11 protein-coding genes are annotated in these 16,162 nt (G+C 36.9%); 8 read left to right on the top strand and 3 right to left on the bottom strand.

Annotation, left to right across the window (positions count from 1 at the left end):
• Position 1 precedes the first annotated feature (1 nt).
• From DPQ89_RS13680 to hppD, 3 genes are read right to left on the bottom strand one after another with little or no spacing between them, the layout of a single operon-like run.
• Positions 2 to 790: an enoyl-CoA hydratase-related protein gene (locus tag DPQ89_RS13680; RefSeq protein WP_127717592.1), complete on the bottom strand. Its 789-nt coding sequence runs from the start codon at positions 788 to 790 to the stop codon at positions 2 to 4.
• 1 nt (position 791) lies between these two features.
• Positions 792 to 1,571, bottom strand: a complete 780-nt coding sequence (locus DPQ89_RS13685) for an enoyl-CoA hydratase-related protein (RefSeq protein ID WP_127717593.1) — start codon at positions 1,569 to 1,571, stop codon at positions 792 to 794.
• The gene (gene hppD, locus DPQ89_RS13690; protein WP_164848423.1) at positions 1,571 to 2,650 is read right to left on the bottom strand and encodes a 4-hydroxyphenylpyruvate dioxygenase; all 1,080 of its coding nucleotides are present in this window, start codon (positions 2,648 to 2,650) and stop codon (positions 1,571 to 1,573) included. Before hppD ends, DPQ89_RS13685 begins: the two co-directional genes overlap by 1 nt.
• 291 nt (positions 2,651 to 2,941) lie before the next feature.
• Between hppD and DPQ89_RS13695 the strand changes: the two genes are divergently transcribed.
• From DPQ89_RS13695 to DPQ89_RS13730, 8 genes are all read left to right on the top strand, one after another.
• Complete coding sequence (locus tag DPQ89_RS13695) at positions 2,942 to 6,358, top strand: thiamine pyrophosphate-dependent enzyme (protein ID WP_127717595.1); 3,417 nt, start codon at positions 2,942 to 2,944, stop codon at positions 6,356 to 6,358.
• On the top strand, positions 6,355 to 7,683 hold the full coding sequence (locus DPQ89_RS13700; RefSeq protein ID WP_127717596.1) for an MBL fold metallo-hydrolase: 1,329 nt from the start codon (positions 6,355 to 6,357) through the stop codon (positions 7,681 to 7,683). Before DPQ89_RS13695 ends, DPQ89_RS13700 begins: the two co-directional genes overlap by 4 nt.
• Positions 7,684 to 7,737: 54 nt before the next feature.
• Entirely contained in the window at positions 7,738 to 10,593 is a 2,856-nt protein-coding gene (locus DPQ89_RS18625) for a hypothetical protein (RefSeq protein ID WP_206611176.1), read from the top strand.
• 8 nt (positions 10,594 to 10,601) lie between these two features.
• On the top strand, positions 10,602 to 11,639 hold the full coding sequence (locus DPQ89_RS13710; protein WP_127717597.1) for a hypothetical protein: 1,038 nt from the start codon (positions 10,602 to 10,604) through the stop codon (positions 11,637 to 11,639).
• A gap of 123 nt (positions 11,640 to 11,762) precedes the next feature.
• Complete coding sequence (locus tag DPQ89_RS13715; protein ID WP_127717598.1) at positions 11,763 to 13,385, top strand: carboxyl transferase domain-containing protein; 1,623 nt, start codon at positions 11,763 to 11,765, stop codon at positions 13,383 to 13,385.
• 7 nt (positions 13,386 to 13,392) lie between these two features.
• The gene (locus DPQ89_RS13720; RefSeq protein WP_127717599.1) at positions 13,393 to 14,184 is read left to right on the top strand and encodes an enoyl-CoA hydratase-related protein; all 792 of its coding nucleotides are present in this window, start codon (positions 13,393 to 13,395) and stop codon (positions 14,182 to 14,184) included.
• Between the two features lie 8 nt (positions 14,185 to 14,192).
• Positions 14,193 to 15,686, top strand: coding sequence for an acetyl/propionyl/methylcrotonyl-CoA carboxylase subunit alpha (locus DPQ89_RS13725; protein ID WP_127717600.1), 1,494 nt, complete (start codon positions 14,193 to 14,195; stop codon positions 15,684 to 15,686).
• Positions 15,683 to 16,162, top strand: coding sequence for a biotin/lipoyl-containing protein (locus DPQ89_RS13730; protein ID WP_127717601.1), 480 nt, complete (start codon positions 15,683 to 15,685; stop codon positions 16,160 to 16,162). The genes DPQ89_RS13725 and DPQ89_RS13730 overlap by 4 nt, the downstream gene beginning before the upstream one ends.

Below are 16,162 nucleotides of genomic sequence, written 5' to 3' on the forward strand. Positions count from 1 at the left end.
ATTAATTTCCTTTGAAGTTTGGTTTTCTTTTTTCAAAAAATGCATTTAGACCTTCTTTGTAATCATTTGAGTTACCAAGAAATCTTTGCACGTATGTTTCATTATTTAAACTATCTATAAATGTATTATCAGCTGCATATTGTAAGTTGGTCTTGATCAGCTCAACGCACTTTGGGGCCATTTCATTTATTTTTTCACAGGCCTCTAGAGCTTCAATGAATGGGTCTTCGCAAACTTCGTTAACAAGTCCCACCTCTTTAAGCTGCTCGCTCGTAAGAGCTTCGTTAAAGAGAAAGAATTCCAGTGCTTTCTTTGCTCCTAGTGCCGCTAGGAAAGTATTAGAACTTCCTGCATCTGGAGCAAGTCCTAGTTTAGAAAATCCTGAAATAAATTTGGCGCCACTTTTAGCGTAAATTAAGTCACATGCTAAAGCCACTGATAGTCCTGCACCGGCACTTACGCCATTAATTGCACCAACAACAATTTTCTTAGATGATCTAATACTTTGTACTAAAGGATTCCACTCGGTTTCAAGTGTATTTCCTAAATCAACAGGAGCTTCTCCCGCTTGTACACTTCTATCGTTGAGATCTTGACCTGTACAAAAGGCCTTGCCTTTAGCGGTGAGAACGATTGATTTTACTTCATCGTTCTTATTAGCTTCTCGAATGGCCTTAACAATTTCAAGTTTAGCTTGAGTGTTTAGAGCATTATAAACCTCTTCACGATTTATTGTGATTACTCTTGTTTGATCCTTCAAATCAATTTCAATATATTGATAATCGCTCATCTTAGTTTCCTTTATACTCAGGAGATCTTTTTTCTAGAAATGCGTTCATTCCTTCTTTTTGATCATGCGAGGCAAATGTTAAATAGAAGTTTCTTCTCTCATATTCTAGAGCGTCCCATAGTCCCATATCCTGAGACTTATTAACTGAATCTTTTACAAGTCTAGAAGCGACAGGGGATTTGTCAGCAATTTTCTTGGCCAATTCAAATGTCTCTTGTAAAAGAGTCGTTGCAGGAACAACCTTTGCGACGATACCCCAGTCATAAGCTGTTTGAGCATCTATCATTTCGCCTGTGAGGGCCATGAGCATTGATTTACTTTTACCAGCTGCCTTAGTCAGCCTCGCTGTTCCCCCTGCTCCTGGAACTGTTCCAATATTTATTTCTGGCTGTCCAAATTTTGCTTTATGACCAGCAATTGTAATATCACAGGCCATCGCAAGCTCATGACCTGCTCCAAGAGCAAACCCATTAACTGCTGCGATTATTGGCTTACTTATGAGCGAAAACCTTCGCCATAACTTCATTCTAGAGTCGTTGAGCTGGTCAATTGCACCGGCATCAACCATCTTTTGAATGTCGGCGCCCGCCGCAAAGGCCCTTTCATCACCAGTAATAATTATCACTCTTACTTCTGGTAGAGACTCTAGTCTTTCAAGTTCAGTAATCACTTGGCCTAAAAGCTCTGTTGTTATGGCATTTAAAACCTTTGGTCTATTGAGTTGTAAAGTGGCAACTCTCATATCATTTTGAAAAGGGTGGGTGCAGATAAGTTCATTCATTACTTTAAGTATCCTCTTTTCACTTGATCTCTTTCAATTGAATCAAAAAGGGCCTGAAAGTTTCCTTCTCCGAAACCGTCGTTCTTCTTTCTTTGAATGAATTCAAAAAATAACGGACCTACATAAGTTTGCGTGAAGTTTTGAATGAGATATCCATCAGCATCACCATCAACTAATAGTTTGGCCTTTTCTAACTCATCAATATTCTCTTCAACATTTATCCCGCGCTCAGGAATCATTTCATAATATGTGTGAGGTATATCCAAGAATTGAATTCCTCTTTCAATTAGCTCAGGAACAGTATCGAGAATTTTTCCACAAGTTAGAGCTATATGCTGTACTCCAGGACCTTTGTGGAGATCTAAGAATTCTTGAATTTGTGATTTACCATTTTCAATCTCAGGCTCATTAATTGGAATAATAACAGCATTATTTTCTAGCTGAACTACTTTTGAGTTTAGTCCCGTTTTTTCACCCTTAATATCAAAGTATCTCGTTTCAGAAAAACCATAAACATCCTTATAGAATTTAACCCACTTTTCCATCTCGCCTTTAGGGACGTTATTTGTAAGGTGATCAATTCTTGCAACACGGCTATTAAGTGGCGTTGCTTCTGGATCATTCTCTAGTTTTGTATAACCTGGTCTAAAGTGTGGACGTGGTCTTTGAACAAATTCGTTTAGGACATCTCCAAAACCTTTTATGGCAGCAGTGAAGTATTCTCCTTGTTCACATACTTGTTTACTAAGAGGTCTAACGAGTTCGGCGCCTCTTTCAATTGCTGTATTGATTGCATGTTCACAGTCTTCAACCAGAAAAGACATTGTTGAAACACCTTCTCCATGCGCTTTATAGTATTGAGCAGAGTGGGAGTCTTCATTCTTGTCAGCGACAAGTAGAAAGCGAACTTGACCCTGAGAAAATAGCTCAGAGTTTAATTCTTTATTTTCGTATGTTCTTACAAAACCAAATTTTTTAAACAATTCTTTTGTAGGTGTATTAAGAGACTCACAAGTGAACTCTAAATGATCCACGGCTATGATTCCAAGTGGGTTCTTATCGTTTATTACGCTAGACACATTGCACCTCGTTAAATGGTAGATATTTTATTGAAGTATTTTGGTATAGAAAGAGCAGAGTTTCAAGGCGCGATAGGGTAATGACGCAGATCTTTTTAATAATAATTAAGTATTTAACATAGCGAAAAACCTGTCATCTCCCTATGTATCTTTCTGTTTAATTTTGTGAAATATTTTTTTTACTTAAGTCATTGATATGGCCTAGTTTCTTATGATGTCGCAATAAATACATGACAGAGCGAGTCCGTTTTTCGTATGATACCTAAAAAAATTAATGAGTTAGGAATATAAATGAGCATTGAAATACTTAATGGAAATGAACTTATTGTTCAAGGTGGACTTGAGGCAGGTTTTAATCTTTATACAGGTTATCCTGGATCTCCTTTGGCCGATTACTTCAATATTCTTTATAAGAGAAAAGATGAATTTCAGGCCAAAGGAATTCGTGTTGCTATTGCAAACTCTGAGGCCAATGCCGCAGCTATGGCCTCTGGAGCTAAACAGGCCGGAAGAGATTGTCTTGTTGCTATGAAATCCATGGGGCTACATGTTGCCTCTGATGCACTTTCTGTCGGAAATTTCGCTAACCCTGGCGCTACGACTATTGATGAACAAACTGGTGAAGAGATTTTTCCTGGAGTTGTTATCGCCGTTGGTGATGATCCTTGGTCTATGTCTACCTCGACACCTGCTGACTCTCGTTACTTATATAAGCACTTACATATTCCTTTTCTTGAACCTTCAACCCCTCAAGAGTTAAAAGACTGGATGGCACTTGCTCTACAAATCTCAAAGAGAACATCAGTTTATCAAGGCCTTCTGTTGACTACATATATGGCAGAAGGTGGAGGTAGAGTAGAAGTTAAAGAACATAAAGTTGTTGATGGAAGTATCAAAACACTTGATCCATCTACTTTTGATTTATCGAAGAATGTGATGGTTCCACCTAATTCACTTAAGGCCGATGTCTCTATGATTGAAGAGCGGTTTCCTAAAGTGGTAAAGGTTTTGAATGAATTAAAGCTAGACCAGATTCTTGGAAATAGTGAATCGAAAATAGGTTTTATTTCAACTGGCGTTGTTTATGAAACTCTCAAGCAAGTCTTAGAGGAAGGATCACTCTTAGGTCATTTTAGTTTATATAAAATTGCCTGTTCTTATCCTTTGGCCGACGCTCAGCTTTTAGACTACCTAAAAGGGCTCGATACACTTGTTGTTGTTGAAGAAAAAAGAGGTTTTTTAGAGAATGAGTTAAAATCATTTTGTTCTACTCACGATATAAAGTTAAAATTCTTTGGAAAAGAGTTCTCTTCTGCTGAAGGATTTCCTTCTCATGGGGGACTGAGTTATGAAATAGTTCTCTCAAAAGTAAAAGAACTTCTAGGTGTATTCAAGTTAGATCTATGTTCAGATTTAAAACACGAATTTTCAAACCTTGATATGGACTTGCCAAGAAGACTTCCTACTTTCTGTCCAGGCTGTCCTCACAGGGAAACACTTTCTCTATTAAAAGATTTGAGAAGCGTTCTTAAAGATCAAGAAGGTTTAAACTTACTCTCTCATGGAGATGTGGGTTGTTACTCCCTATCTTTTCTTCCTCCTTTTAAAGAAATGCATAACCTCTCGGCCATGGGGCAAGGTGGTGCTCTAGGAGCTGGTGTAGATATATTCTCCGATAATCCATCTGTTGTATTAATGGGAGATTCAACATTCTTTCATTCGGGATTAACTGATATCTCCAACTCTTTACAACTTGGTCATAATATAACGTATATACTTTTAGATAATGATAATACTGCAATGACCGGTCATCAAATGACTCCAGCATCAGGAATTTCTGTTGAAGGAATTAAAAGACCACGTCAAAATATGTTATCTGTAGTTCAAGGTTTAGGTGTTACTCAATCATTTGAAGTTAATCCAAGTGATCGCTACTTTTATAAAAATCTTCTCTTAGATATCGTTCATAGAGAAGGAGTTAAAGTTATAGTTTCTAATAAAGAATGTGGCCTGACCTTTCATGGAAGACAAAAGTCTATTGATAGAAAAACTTTTGCTTCTAATAAAACTGTTGCAAAAAAAGAGTTTTATCAAATAAATACTTCTGTCTGCGAAGACTGTAGAGAGTGTGTTGAAAATACTGGGTGTCCAGGACTGACTCAGATCCATGGGGCCTATGGAACAAAGGTTGCTATTGATCCTCAAATTTGTGTCGCCGATAGTTACTGTACTAAGATTAAAGCTTGTCCAAGCTTTGAGCTTGTTGAAGTTTCGGACTATCATCCTACAAAGTACAAAGATTCTAAGAAAATTAGTGTGAATCTTGATTCAATTGAACTTCCAAAACCTTTAAAGTCTTTTGAAGATATAGCTAACGGTCGCGACTGGAGAATGGTTGTGACTGGAGTAGGTGGAAGTGGTGTGACTACAATCTCTAGAGTTGTATCCTATGCTGCTGTTGAGATGAATGGTCGCGATGATTTAGATTTTAAATTTATGGACCAAAAGGGATTGGCCCAACGTAACGGTAACGTCACTGGGCACTTAACAATTTTTAAGAAAGGACAGTCCCGTGGTGCAGTTACGCCACTTGGTACTGCAGATCTTCTCGTCTCTCCAGACTTACTAGATGCTAGTGGGCAACTCCAATTTTTAGGAGAGAACTCTTTAGCAATTATTGATAAGAATTTTCAAATACCTCTTTCAATTCTTTTAGATGACGGCGTAAATAAGCCAACTTTGACTGAGACACAGCTAAGAGCGGAGCTATCAAATACTCTGGGTGATAGAGTCACATTATCTGCTATGAAAAGCCTGTGTAATGATCTTCTAGGAAAGAGTGTGTATGCTTCGGCAATGATTCTTGGAGTGGCGTTTCAAAGTGGAGCTCTCCCGTTTACTTTTGAAAATATGAAAAAGGCCTTTAGCGAAACAATTCGAAAAGAAGAGCTTGAGGCCAATTGGCAGGCATTCAATTTAGGTCGTAAAGTCTATCTTCATGGAGATCAATCTGTGAGAGATCAATACTTTAAGAAATCGGCCTCTATTAACGAAGTTGCTTTACTCAAAAAGAGTATTTTAGAATCTTTTTGTTCATGGCAAAAGAAAGACTTTTTTGTAGAGCTCTTTGAAAATTCACATAAGAAATTGTCTACGTTATTTCCTAATATTAAGAATACGCACTTGGCCCACTATTTACATGATCAATATATTTATAATCGTGGTGTAAATATTCAAGACTTCTTGATGGAGGCCAGAAAAATTACTGAATTTCTAGCTGAAGACCTTTGGCCTTTGGCCCTTAGAACTCTAGCGAAAACATACTGGGTTAAAGACGAGGTCTTTGTTTCGCATCAAATGATATCTCCGCTACAAAAAAGTCTTGATGATCTTGCTTATGGTAAATTAGGTAAGCGTTACAAGAAAACTTTTATAAATAGACCTGGTTTTGATATTTTTGGGAAAACTATTGAATTTGATATTTCTCCTAAACCTTGGATGCTTAGAACCATGAGGCATTTTAGGCTTCTACGTTTTATTCTTCCGGCCTGGCATAGAAAAGAACGTAAGATCAATCAAGAGATTAGAGCTAAGTTAAATGAAATATATAATTTAGAACAATCACAGCAATATAGTGCTCTGAAGAGATTAGAAAATATTAAAGGCTATAGAGAAGTACTTTACAAGAAAGCTGAGCTAGTTCTGTGAGAGAGTCGGTTAGTGCAATATTCGTCTTTGAAGATGAAGTCTTTTCAATTCAGAGACAGAATTACTTATCCGTATTCCCTGGATATTGTGCTTTTCCTGGGGGAAAGGTCGATAAAGAAGACTCTAATGTAGCATTAGTTTCCCATGATCTTTTTGCAGATAAAGAAAGTTATCAACTAAATGCTCTGTTTAGAGAAGTAAGTGAAGAGCTTAATTTTGATGTACTAGCTAATTTAAATCGTATTGTTTCCATTGATATGATCGGTATTGCGATTACTCCTGAGTTTAATCCATATCGATTTAAAAACTTTTACTTTAGAATAACTCTTAATGAGAAAGTATCATTTGTTGTTGATGAAGGAGAGGCAAAGAGTGCAAGGTGGTCAAAGGCACATGAACTTTTAGAGAGATATGAAAGAGCTGAGATTTTGGCCGTACCTCCTGCCGTAAAGCTTTTTAAGGCCCTTGATAGAGATATACAATTTTCTCACTCTATTGATTTGTCCCTTGAACATGATCCAGCAACTGAAACGCCTATGATTGAAAGTCTCTACGGTGTTAAGCAGTTCTTGCCATTGTCTCATACATTTCCACCTGCAAATAGAACGAATTGCTTTTTAATAGGGGATAAACACTCTGTCTTAATTGATCCGTCTCCAAAAGATGAAATTGAATTAGCTAAATTGAAGAATCACTTATCTAAGTTTCAGGTTAACGAGATTTTCCTAACTCATCATCATCCTGATCATCATGAACATAGTGTTGAATTAGCAAAGTTTTACGATGTTAAAATTGGTCTAAGCTTAGATACACATACTAGAATTCTCAGTAAACACGGCCAAGACTACTTTCAGAATTTAGAGCTTAACTACTATAAAGAAGGAGATATTCTTACTCAATCTCTCGGTCAAGATGTTCTAGTTTATGAAGTTCCAGGACATGATGAAGGTCAACTTGCATTGGCACCAAGAAATCTGAACTGGTTTATAGTAGGAGATCTTATCCAATCAGTTGGTACTGTTGTTATTGGTGCCCCTGAAGGTGATATGAGTAAGTACTTTAACAGTTTAGAAAAAGTTATTAAACTTGCTCCAAGATTTGTTATTCCTTCTCATGGTATAGCTTTAGGTGGAGTTCATAAATTAAAGATGACGTTAAAGCACCGAAAGATGCGCGAAGAAAAGATTCGCTCTTTACTAGAGCACTCACATACAAATGAAGAAATTCTTGATATCATTTATGAAGGGCTAGATAAGAGACTAACACCATATGCTCTTAAAACTATTGAGGCCCATATAGTTAAAATTAAGTCAGAATTAACCTAATTTCAGTACGTTAGTAATGTAAAGTTTTAAAGAAATTTAACCGACAAGAAAGGTATGAAAATGCTCTTTTGTCTAACATTACTCACAGTCTCCTTAAACTCTTTTGCGTTTAAGTTACCAAAACTCGATCAGCAAGAACTCAATATTCATCATATAAGGATGATTAAGAATGCGTTTATTGATTTTTCAAAAGATATTGAAAAAAATAATTCGTATGAAGAGTCTAGTTTTGTTCAAGTTCAGAATTTCTTTTTGACCGTGGCCTATGCTGAAGATGGAAAGTGTTTCTTTGGTGGATGGCCTAGTCGTATGCAAGGAGAGATTTGTAAAGCACCTTGGTCTCATGGAGATGATTCTTGGGCATCTAATATTCAATGTATTGATCCTCAAAGCTCCAAGAGCGCAAGCTGTAATGAAGTCGTGAACTATAGATACAGCACTTGTGGTTCAAGAGGGAAGTTTAGATGTAACCCTCTGCTCTTTGGCTCAGATGCAAACGGAGATGGAAAGTGTGTTGAAACTAATGGAACTTATAAAAAATTAACTCAGAAATGTGTTGATCAAACCAAAGGGTCGCCAGAGCTTAGAGAAGGAGAGAAATTCCTTAAAGATAATCCTAAGCTCTTAGAGGAATACAAAAATAGTGTTGAAAGATTTTGTATCGAAACACATAGGGAAGATCCAGAGTATGATCATAATAAAACTTGTGACGCTCTAAGAGAGAGACTTTCAGATATTGTTGGAACTGCTAAGAAAGACTTGGCCGAAACAGTTGAAGGTGAAGAAGCTTCTGTTGTATATGTCAACAAAGCACTCGGAATTTTAGATAAGTGTCAAAAAGATTATAGCGCTTCAAAAGATGGAGCAATTTCGAAGTTTTTCTCAAGCAGAAGAAACTCCTTAAGTCAGATGGTGGATTATGGTAAATGCTCTCTTGAGGAAGTTGATACTTCAATCACAACAGAGGAGTTAGATAGACTTGTGTCTGACTTTGATGATGTCTCAAAAGAAACTTTTCCAAAAGAAATTCTACAAGACTCTGTTAACACTGGAGTCGAGCTAACACTTAAGAACTTAATGTTTACAATGGATCAGTTTGGTGAAGATATAAACTTAGAAAAAGTTCTAAAGAAGTATCCATATCTTAACAAGAGTCCATATAAACAAAGAGTTAATTCTTCTATAGCAGATTTTAAAAAAGCAAAGAAGTCTGGTGCTCTTGATAAAACAAAGATTAATAAATCAGAGATTGTGAAAAATTTAAATCATTTCTCAGATAGGATAAACTCTCTTTGTCAGAGAATAAATACAGAGTACACAAAGCGTATAAAATCAAGAGATTCGAGTAAGAAAATAAAAAGTGGTATGTTCATGAATTCTGAGTCTGAGCAGAACTATTATGACCAAACGCAAGTTGAAATGACTGCAATGTATCAAGATTTTCTAGACTCTGATCAAATGAATATATCCAGACTTATGGCAACAGACCATTTTAAAAGTGATATTTTTCCTTTTAGTAGTGGCCTATCTGAAAAATGTGCTGAGGGTGATATAGATAATATCGCCTTTACTCCAGTAGGAGAGGAAGATATCTCTGAAGCGATGGAAGATTATAAAGAGTTAATGTTAGATGAACTAGATGACTATGACTCGATGGCAAAAGTTAGAAAATATGGTGACGTTGAAGATGGTATTCATGAATTGATTAAGTATAGACCATATTTACTTGGTAATACTTTAAAGAAGAATAGGAATAATCCAGATTTACAAAATATTTATGCAAGCTATCTTTGTAAAGAATCTTTGGACGTCTATTCTAGTGACGAGCTTTGGAGAATTGGTGAAGTTACAGCTGGCGGTGTAGGACTTGTTGTCTCAGGGGCCTTGATGGCCACAGGAATTGGTTCTCCTCTAGGAGTTGGTCTTGCTGCAGCTTCTGGTACCTTAGTTGCTGCTGAAGGGGCGATGGCCGTTTCAAGTTATGTTGATGCTGATCAAGCTGCTGATGCTTCTAGTGCGAGTTTTGCGACTGAATCTATATCTATGGATCAACATATTTCAAATAATGATTCTGCCGATAGAAAAAAGACTGAGGCCCTAGTTACTGGTGGAGTTGCACTGATACAGCCTCTTGCATTTCTTTCTAAATCAGCTAAAACGGCTCGAACCGGACTACAAGTTGCAAAGGTCTCAGATGAAGGTTCTACTACGGTTAAAGCAGCTGCATATGCTTCTGATGACGTACTACGTTTAACAGATGAAAGTCGCGCAGGGACTTCTGTAGTTAAGACCGCTTCTAGAGCTACAACTAAACCAAAGAAGTCAACACGACTAAGCAGACGTAAAGAACAAAAGGCCAGGGCCAAGGCAAGAGCACAAGAAAAGGCACAGGCTAAAGCTAAAGCAGATGCTGATATGAAGGCGAAAGCTCAAGCAAAGGCCAAAGCAGAAGCTGATATGAAGGCGAAGGCGCAAGCAAAGGCCAAAGCGGATGCTGATATGAAGGCAAAGGCCCAAGCTAAAGCTAAAGCGGATGCAGATATGAAAGCTAAGGCAAAGGCCGATGCTAAGGCAAAAGCTCAGGCAAGATCAAGTGCTAGCTCTTCTGGAGAGTATAAAACAAAGAAAGATTTTGCGAACTTTATTCAAAAAGAGTTTGAGACGGTCAAAACTTTACCAAGTGAAGCTGTAAAGGGAAGAACTTTTAGATCAATTGAAGGTGTTAAGAATGTTATGAAAGCAATTACTGGTAAAGATTATTCTAAATTTACAAAACAAGAGCTTAGAAAAGAAATTAAAAGACTTTCAACTATATTCCATCCTGATAAGTATCATGGGAAGAATGATTTCTTTGTTAACTCTGTTAAAGATGAGATGACTATAGTTAATGCTCTAAAAGACGCACTTTAGGATATGAAATGAATAATTTTACTTTGAAAGTATTACTTTTACTCTGCCTGTGCTTTTCAGTAAGTGCAAAGGAGAGATTTGTTAGTTATACAGAAGCATTTGATGTCTTCGAGATTGTCGATCAAATATCTGCCTGGCATCCAAATACTCGAAGTCAGTATAGGCAGTACTTTGATAAGACTTTCACTCTATCAATGAGTGATAAATTAATGCTTGATAAGTATGCAAAGGTTCGCTCTAAGTATCACACACTCTATCCTGATGCAGAAAACTCAATTTTTTCAGAAGAAGCAATTGCAAATGATTCCTTATCAAGTTCCTTTTCATCTCAGTCTACTGTGGATCGATCGATCGCATTTTTGCGTAAAAAGAATAAAATTAAAGACGGTGATCTCAAGGAATTAGTCAGCGTCTATAAGCATTTTAAACCTCAGGTATCAAAAATTGTAAGAGAAAGTGCTCTATTGCACGATGAGGCCAAGCGACTAAATAAGATTTTAAAAAAATCAAAAATTCTTAGTAATATAAAGAAACTAGATAAGTTCTTTGATCTACCAACTCATAGAATTAAAAATGGAAGAATTAAGCTCGTCTGGTTACCTGCGACGAGTGAACCTATGGTGGACTATAGAGGTGGTAGAGTCATTATAAGAATGAATCCTGTTAAACATTCAAAACTCATCGGTGAAGATTTTGTTCTCTATTCTTTAGTTGACTCATTATTTGTTTCATTAAGTAAGAATAAGAAAGAGAACTTCTCTAAAATCTTCGTAGATGGATGCCCTAAAATCAAAACGAAATCCATGCCAAAAGAGTTTTGGTTTCAGGCACCACTAGTAGAGGCCTTTAGTCGTTACTACTTAAAAGAGCTAAAGAATAAAAAAGCATTCAACCCTTACGAGATTAAATCTTCCTCCCCGTGGACGAGTAGTTTTTCGAGCTTTCTCTATGGACTAAGTAGTTATTCAATCAAGAGAAAGTCTAAGCTTGATAGAGAATTTATGACAATATCTGCTAATTACTGCTCTCAATTGCTTAGTATTTAAAGTAAATCTTTTTATTATTTTTATATTTGCTTTGCGTTAGTTTGAGTTGTCTTACTGTGTCTTGCCACATTCAGTCATTTCTTTATAAAATGTCATGATTTTACTAAGATACAGGATGATTTAATGGATGTTTTAAACACTCGAATTGATACTCACTCTAGTGAGTTTTCTGACAATAAAGAATTTCACTTATCACTACGATCTGAATTCTTAAAAAAAATTGATCATGTCAAATTAGGTGGAGGTCAAAAATATGTTGATCGTCATCACTCTAGGGAAAAACTCCTACCAAGAGAGAGAATTGAGAAGATCTTAGATGAAGGCTCTGCCTTTTTAGAACTGTCCTCTCTTGCTGCTCAAGATATGTACGGAACAGACGTTCCAAGTGCTGGGGTTGTGACTGGTATCGGAAGAGTACATGGTGTTGAGTGTATGTTCGTTGCCAATGATGCTACAGTTAAAGGTGGAACTTATTTTCCAATGACTGTTAAGAAACATCTTCGTGCTCAAGAGATAGCTCTTGAAAATAGACTTCCTTGTATCTATCTTGTTGACTCAGGTGGGGCATTCTTACCAATGCAAGATGAAGTATTTCCCGATCGTGAACATTTTGGAAGAATTTTCTATAATCAAGCTCAAATGTCTTCCAAGGGCATTCCTCAAATTGCTGTTGTTCTAGGTTCATGTACTGCTGGAGGAGCTTATGTTCCAGCTATGGCAGACGAATCAGTTATTGTAAAAGGTAATGGAACTATTTTTCTTGGAGGACCTCCTTTAGTAAAAGCAGCTACAGGTGAAGAGGTAAGTGCAGAAGAGTTAGGTGGGGCCCATGTTCACACTCATGAGTCTGGTGTTGCTGATCACTTCGCTGAAAATGAAGAAGAAGCACTTATTATTACTCGTAATATTATTGAAAATTTAAACTACGTTTCAGCAGGTGTTCTTAGTGGACAAAAAGTTACTAAGAGCTATCTTGCTCCAAAATATCCCGTTGAAGAAATTTATGGAATTCTCCCTAAGGATACTAAGAAGCCATTTGATATTCGCGAAATCATTTCTCGCATAGTTGATGATTCACAGTTTCACGAGTTTAAAGAAAAGTATGGGACGACTCTTGTTACAGGTTTTGCAAATATTCATGGGCATAAAGTTGGTATCGTGGCCAATAATGGTATCTTATTTAGTGAAAGTGCCCAAAAAGGTGCTCACTTTATTGAGCTGTGCGGACAAAGAAAAATTCCACTAGTATTTTTACAAAATATCACTGGCTTCATGATTGGGAAGAAGTACGAAAGTGAAGGTATCGCTAAGCATGGGGCCAAAATGGTTACCGCCGTTTCAACGGTTCAAGTTCCAAAATTTACAGTTATCATTGGTGGCTCATTTGGAGCTGGAAATTATGGTATGTGTGGAAGAGCTTATCAACCAAGATTTCTTTGGATGTGGCCAAATGCTAGAATTTCAGTGATGGGTGGAGAGCAAGCCGCAGGAGTTTTAACAACTGTTAGGCAAGATGGGTTAAGAATTTCTGGAAAGAAAGAAATGACATCTGCTGAAGTTGAAAAATTTCAAGCACCGATCCTAGAAAAGTATGAGACAGAAGGTAGTGCCTATTATTCAACAGCTCGCCTATGGGATGATGGGATTATTGACCCTGCTCATACGAGAGATATCTTAGGACTAGCAATTAGCTCTTCATTAAATGCGCCAATTGAAGAGAGTAAATTCGGCGTGTTTAGAATGTAGGTGTAGAATGGATGAATTATTTTTATATGAATTAAATGAGCAAGGTGTCGCTACTATAACTTTAAATAGAGCACAGATTCACAATGCATTTAATGATCAACTTATATCTGAATTAACACAGAAATTTATTCAGATGGATGGCGATGAATCCATTCGAGTTGTCGTGCTAACTGGTGCTGGAAAATCTTTTTGCGCTGGGGCCGATCTTAATTGGATGAAATCAATGGTCAATTATAGTGAGCAGGAGAATTTTGATGATAGTAAACGTCTGTCAGATTTATTCGAAACGATTAACAACTTCTCTAGGCCAGTCATCGGTAAAATTAATGGTGCAGCATTAGGTGGAGGAGTTGGACTAGTTGCTTGCTGTGATTATGTAATAGCAAGTGAAAAAGCTATTTTTGGGTTAACTGAAGTTATGCTCGGATTAGTGCCTGCGGTCATCTCTCCATACGTAATAGCAAAAATGGGTGAGTCTAACGCTAGAGCAACTTTCTTAACGGCCGAGCGTTTTGATGCAAAAAAAGCTAAAGAGTATGGACTTGTTCACCAAGTCAGCTTAGAGAGACATTTTCATAAAGATGTAGATTCTCTTTGCGATTTATTTCTCAAGGCAGCTCCTAAAGCACAACAAGTTGCTAAATCCCTAATAAAGAATGTTCTTGAACTCGAAAAAGAGTCTTACGAAAAAATGTCATCATATACATGTAAAACAATTGCAGCAAAGAGAATCAGTGAAGAAGGGCAAGAAGGAATGAATGCGCTTTTAGAAAAAAGAAAACCTAATTGGATTAAATAGGAATTTAGATGAGCAATGAAGTATTAAAAATTATTGATAAAGTTCTTATTGCTAACAGAGGCGAAATTGCTCTTAGAGTAATCAAGACCTGTAAAGAAATGGGAATAAAAACGGTTACTATCTTTACTGAAAAGGAAAGAGCATACCCTCACGCTTATCTTTCGGATGAGTCATTCTCTCTTGGTGAGGGGGCCCTAAGTGAAACTTATCTCAACCAAGATAAAATTATAGAGATAGCAAAACTTTCTGGTGCAAAGGCCATTCATCCTGGCTATGGATTTCTTTCTGAGAACTCTGGCTTTGCTGAAAAAGTTACTAAAGCTGGAATCAAGTTCATCGGTCCTCGTCCAGATAGTATGGAGATTATGGGAGACAAGAAAACGTCTAAGATTGAGATGGAAAAGATCTCTATTCCATTAATACCTGGCTATCATGGTGACAATCAAGATGAGAATTATCTCGCCGATCAAGCGAAGAAAATTGGCTTTCCTGTTCTTATTAAGGCCTCTGCGGGTGGTGGAGGAAAAGGGATGCGTGTCGTTGAGAAATCTTCTGACTTTAGTGCAGCTTTAGCTTCTGCTAAAAGAGAGGCGATGAATGCATTTGGTGATGATATCGTTCTCATTGAAAAATTTATTCAAAATCCGAGACATATTGAAGTTCAAGTCATGAGTGATACTCATGGAAACCATCTTCATTTCTTTGAAAGAGAGTGCTCTATTCAAAGAAGACATCAAAAAGTTGTTGAGGAGACACCGTCAACAGCTCTTGGTCAAGAACTAAGGGACAAGATTACTCAGACTGCAGTACAGATTTCATCAGGAATAAATTATGAAGGAGCTGGAACAGTTGAGTTTATAATGGATGCTAATGGAGAGTTCTTCTTTTTAGAAATGAATACTCGCTTGCAGGTTGAACATCCTATTACTGAGATGGTAACAGGATCAGATTTGGTTAGACTTCAAATTATTGCAGCAGCTGGACTTCCTATCAATTTAAAACAAAGTGATATTAAACAAAGTGGTCATGCAATAGAAGTTCGAATTTACTCTGAAGACCCAGATAATAACTTTATGCCAGCAATCGGTACTATTAGTCGAGTTGGGAACACTACGCTTAATGATGTAAGACTTGACAGTGGTTATGTAGATGGAAATGAAGTCACTATTAACTTCGATCCGATGCTTGCAAAACTCGTTTGTTGGGGCGTTGATAGAGAAGCTGCCATTAGTAAAACACTTTTTTCTCTAGATGAGGTCGTATTTCTTGGCGTTCAGACAAATCGTGATTACCTCAAAAGAATTGTCAATAGCGCACCTTTTAGAAGTGGAGATACATTTACACATTTTATTGAAACTTATAGTGAATTACTATTAAAGCAAGAAATGAGTGATGATCAGATCGCAAGTTGTATTGCTGCTTTTATTAATAGTAGTGTTTCGAAAAGTAATAATTCAAACGAAGGTTCTTGGAGCAATTTACAAGGTTTTAGAAATATATGAAAAAGAATTTAATTATAAATGGTGAGAATGTTGAAATAGAACTTCTTGTTAATAGAGATTCATGTGTTGAATTTACTTTTAAAAATAAAGTTTATAAGTTTCAAGCAAATAGCGTGAATGATTTTGAAACCTTCTTGTCGGGAACTCATTGTACTAAAGTTATTCACGATACCGTTAATTTTGTTGTTGATGGTAAATCTGTTTCTATAACGAATCCACTTAGAAGTAGGGCCAAGTCAAACTCTGATTCTGCTGGTTCAATGATTAGCCCAATGCCTGGTAAAATTTTAAAAGTCTTAGTTAAAACTAATGATAATGTTAAAAAGAACGATCCTCTTGTTGTTATGGAGGCCATGAAGATGGAACATACGATCAAAGCTAGTCACGATGGAAAAGTCATAGCGATCCATTGCTCGGACGACCAGCTCGTTGATGGTGGAGTTCAGTTAATTGAACTTGAGAGCGAGGAGTCTTAA

The sequence above is a fragment of the Halobacteriovorax sp. HLS genome, assembly GCF_004006665.1.
Lineage (GTDB): Bacteria > Bdellovibrionota > Bacteriovoracia > Bacteriovoracales > Bacteriovoracaceae > Halobacteriovorax.

Bases quoted from the DNA above. Each gene is read 5' to 3' on its own strand.
- DPQ89_RS13680 (WP_127717592.1), bottom strand. From the start codon at position 790: ATGAGCGATTATCAATATATTGAAATTGATTTGAAGGATCAAACAAGA.
- DPQ89_RS13685 (WP_127717593.1), bottom strand. From the start codon at position 1,571: ATGAATGAACTTATCTGCACCCACCCTTTTCAAAATGATATGAGAGTT.
- DPQ89_RS13695 (WP_127717595.1), top strand. From the start codon at position 2,942: ATGAGCATTGAAATACTTAATGGAAATGAACTTATTGTTCAAGGTGGA.
- DPQ89_RS18625 (WP_206611176.1), top strand. From the start codon at position 7,738: ATGAAAATGCTCTTTTGTCTAACATTACTCACAGTCTCCTTAAACTCT.
- DPQ89_RS13710 (WP_127717597.1), top strand. From the start codon at position 10,602: ATGAATAATTTTACTTTGAAAGTATTACTTTTACTCTGCCTGTGCTTT.
- DPQ89_RS13715 (WP_127717598.1), top strand. From the start codon at position 11,763: ATGGATGTTTTAAACACTCGAATTGATACTCACTCTAGTGAGTTTTCT.
- DPQ89_RS13720 (WP_127717599.1), top strand. From the start codon at position 13,393: ATGGATGAATTATTTTTATATGAATTAAATGAGCAAGGTGTCGCTACT.
- DPQ89_RS13725 (WP_127717600.1), top strand. From the start codon at position 14,193: ATGAGCAATGAAGTATTAAAAATTATTGATAAAGTTCTTATTGCTAAC.
- DPQ89_RS13730 (WP_127717601.1), top strand. From the start codon at position 15,683: ATGAAAAAGAATTTAATTATAAATGGTGAGAATGTTGAAATAGAACTT.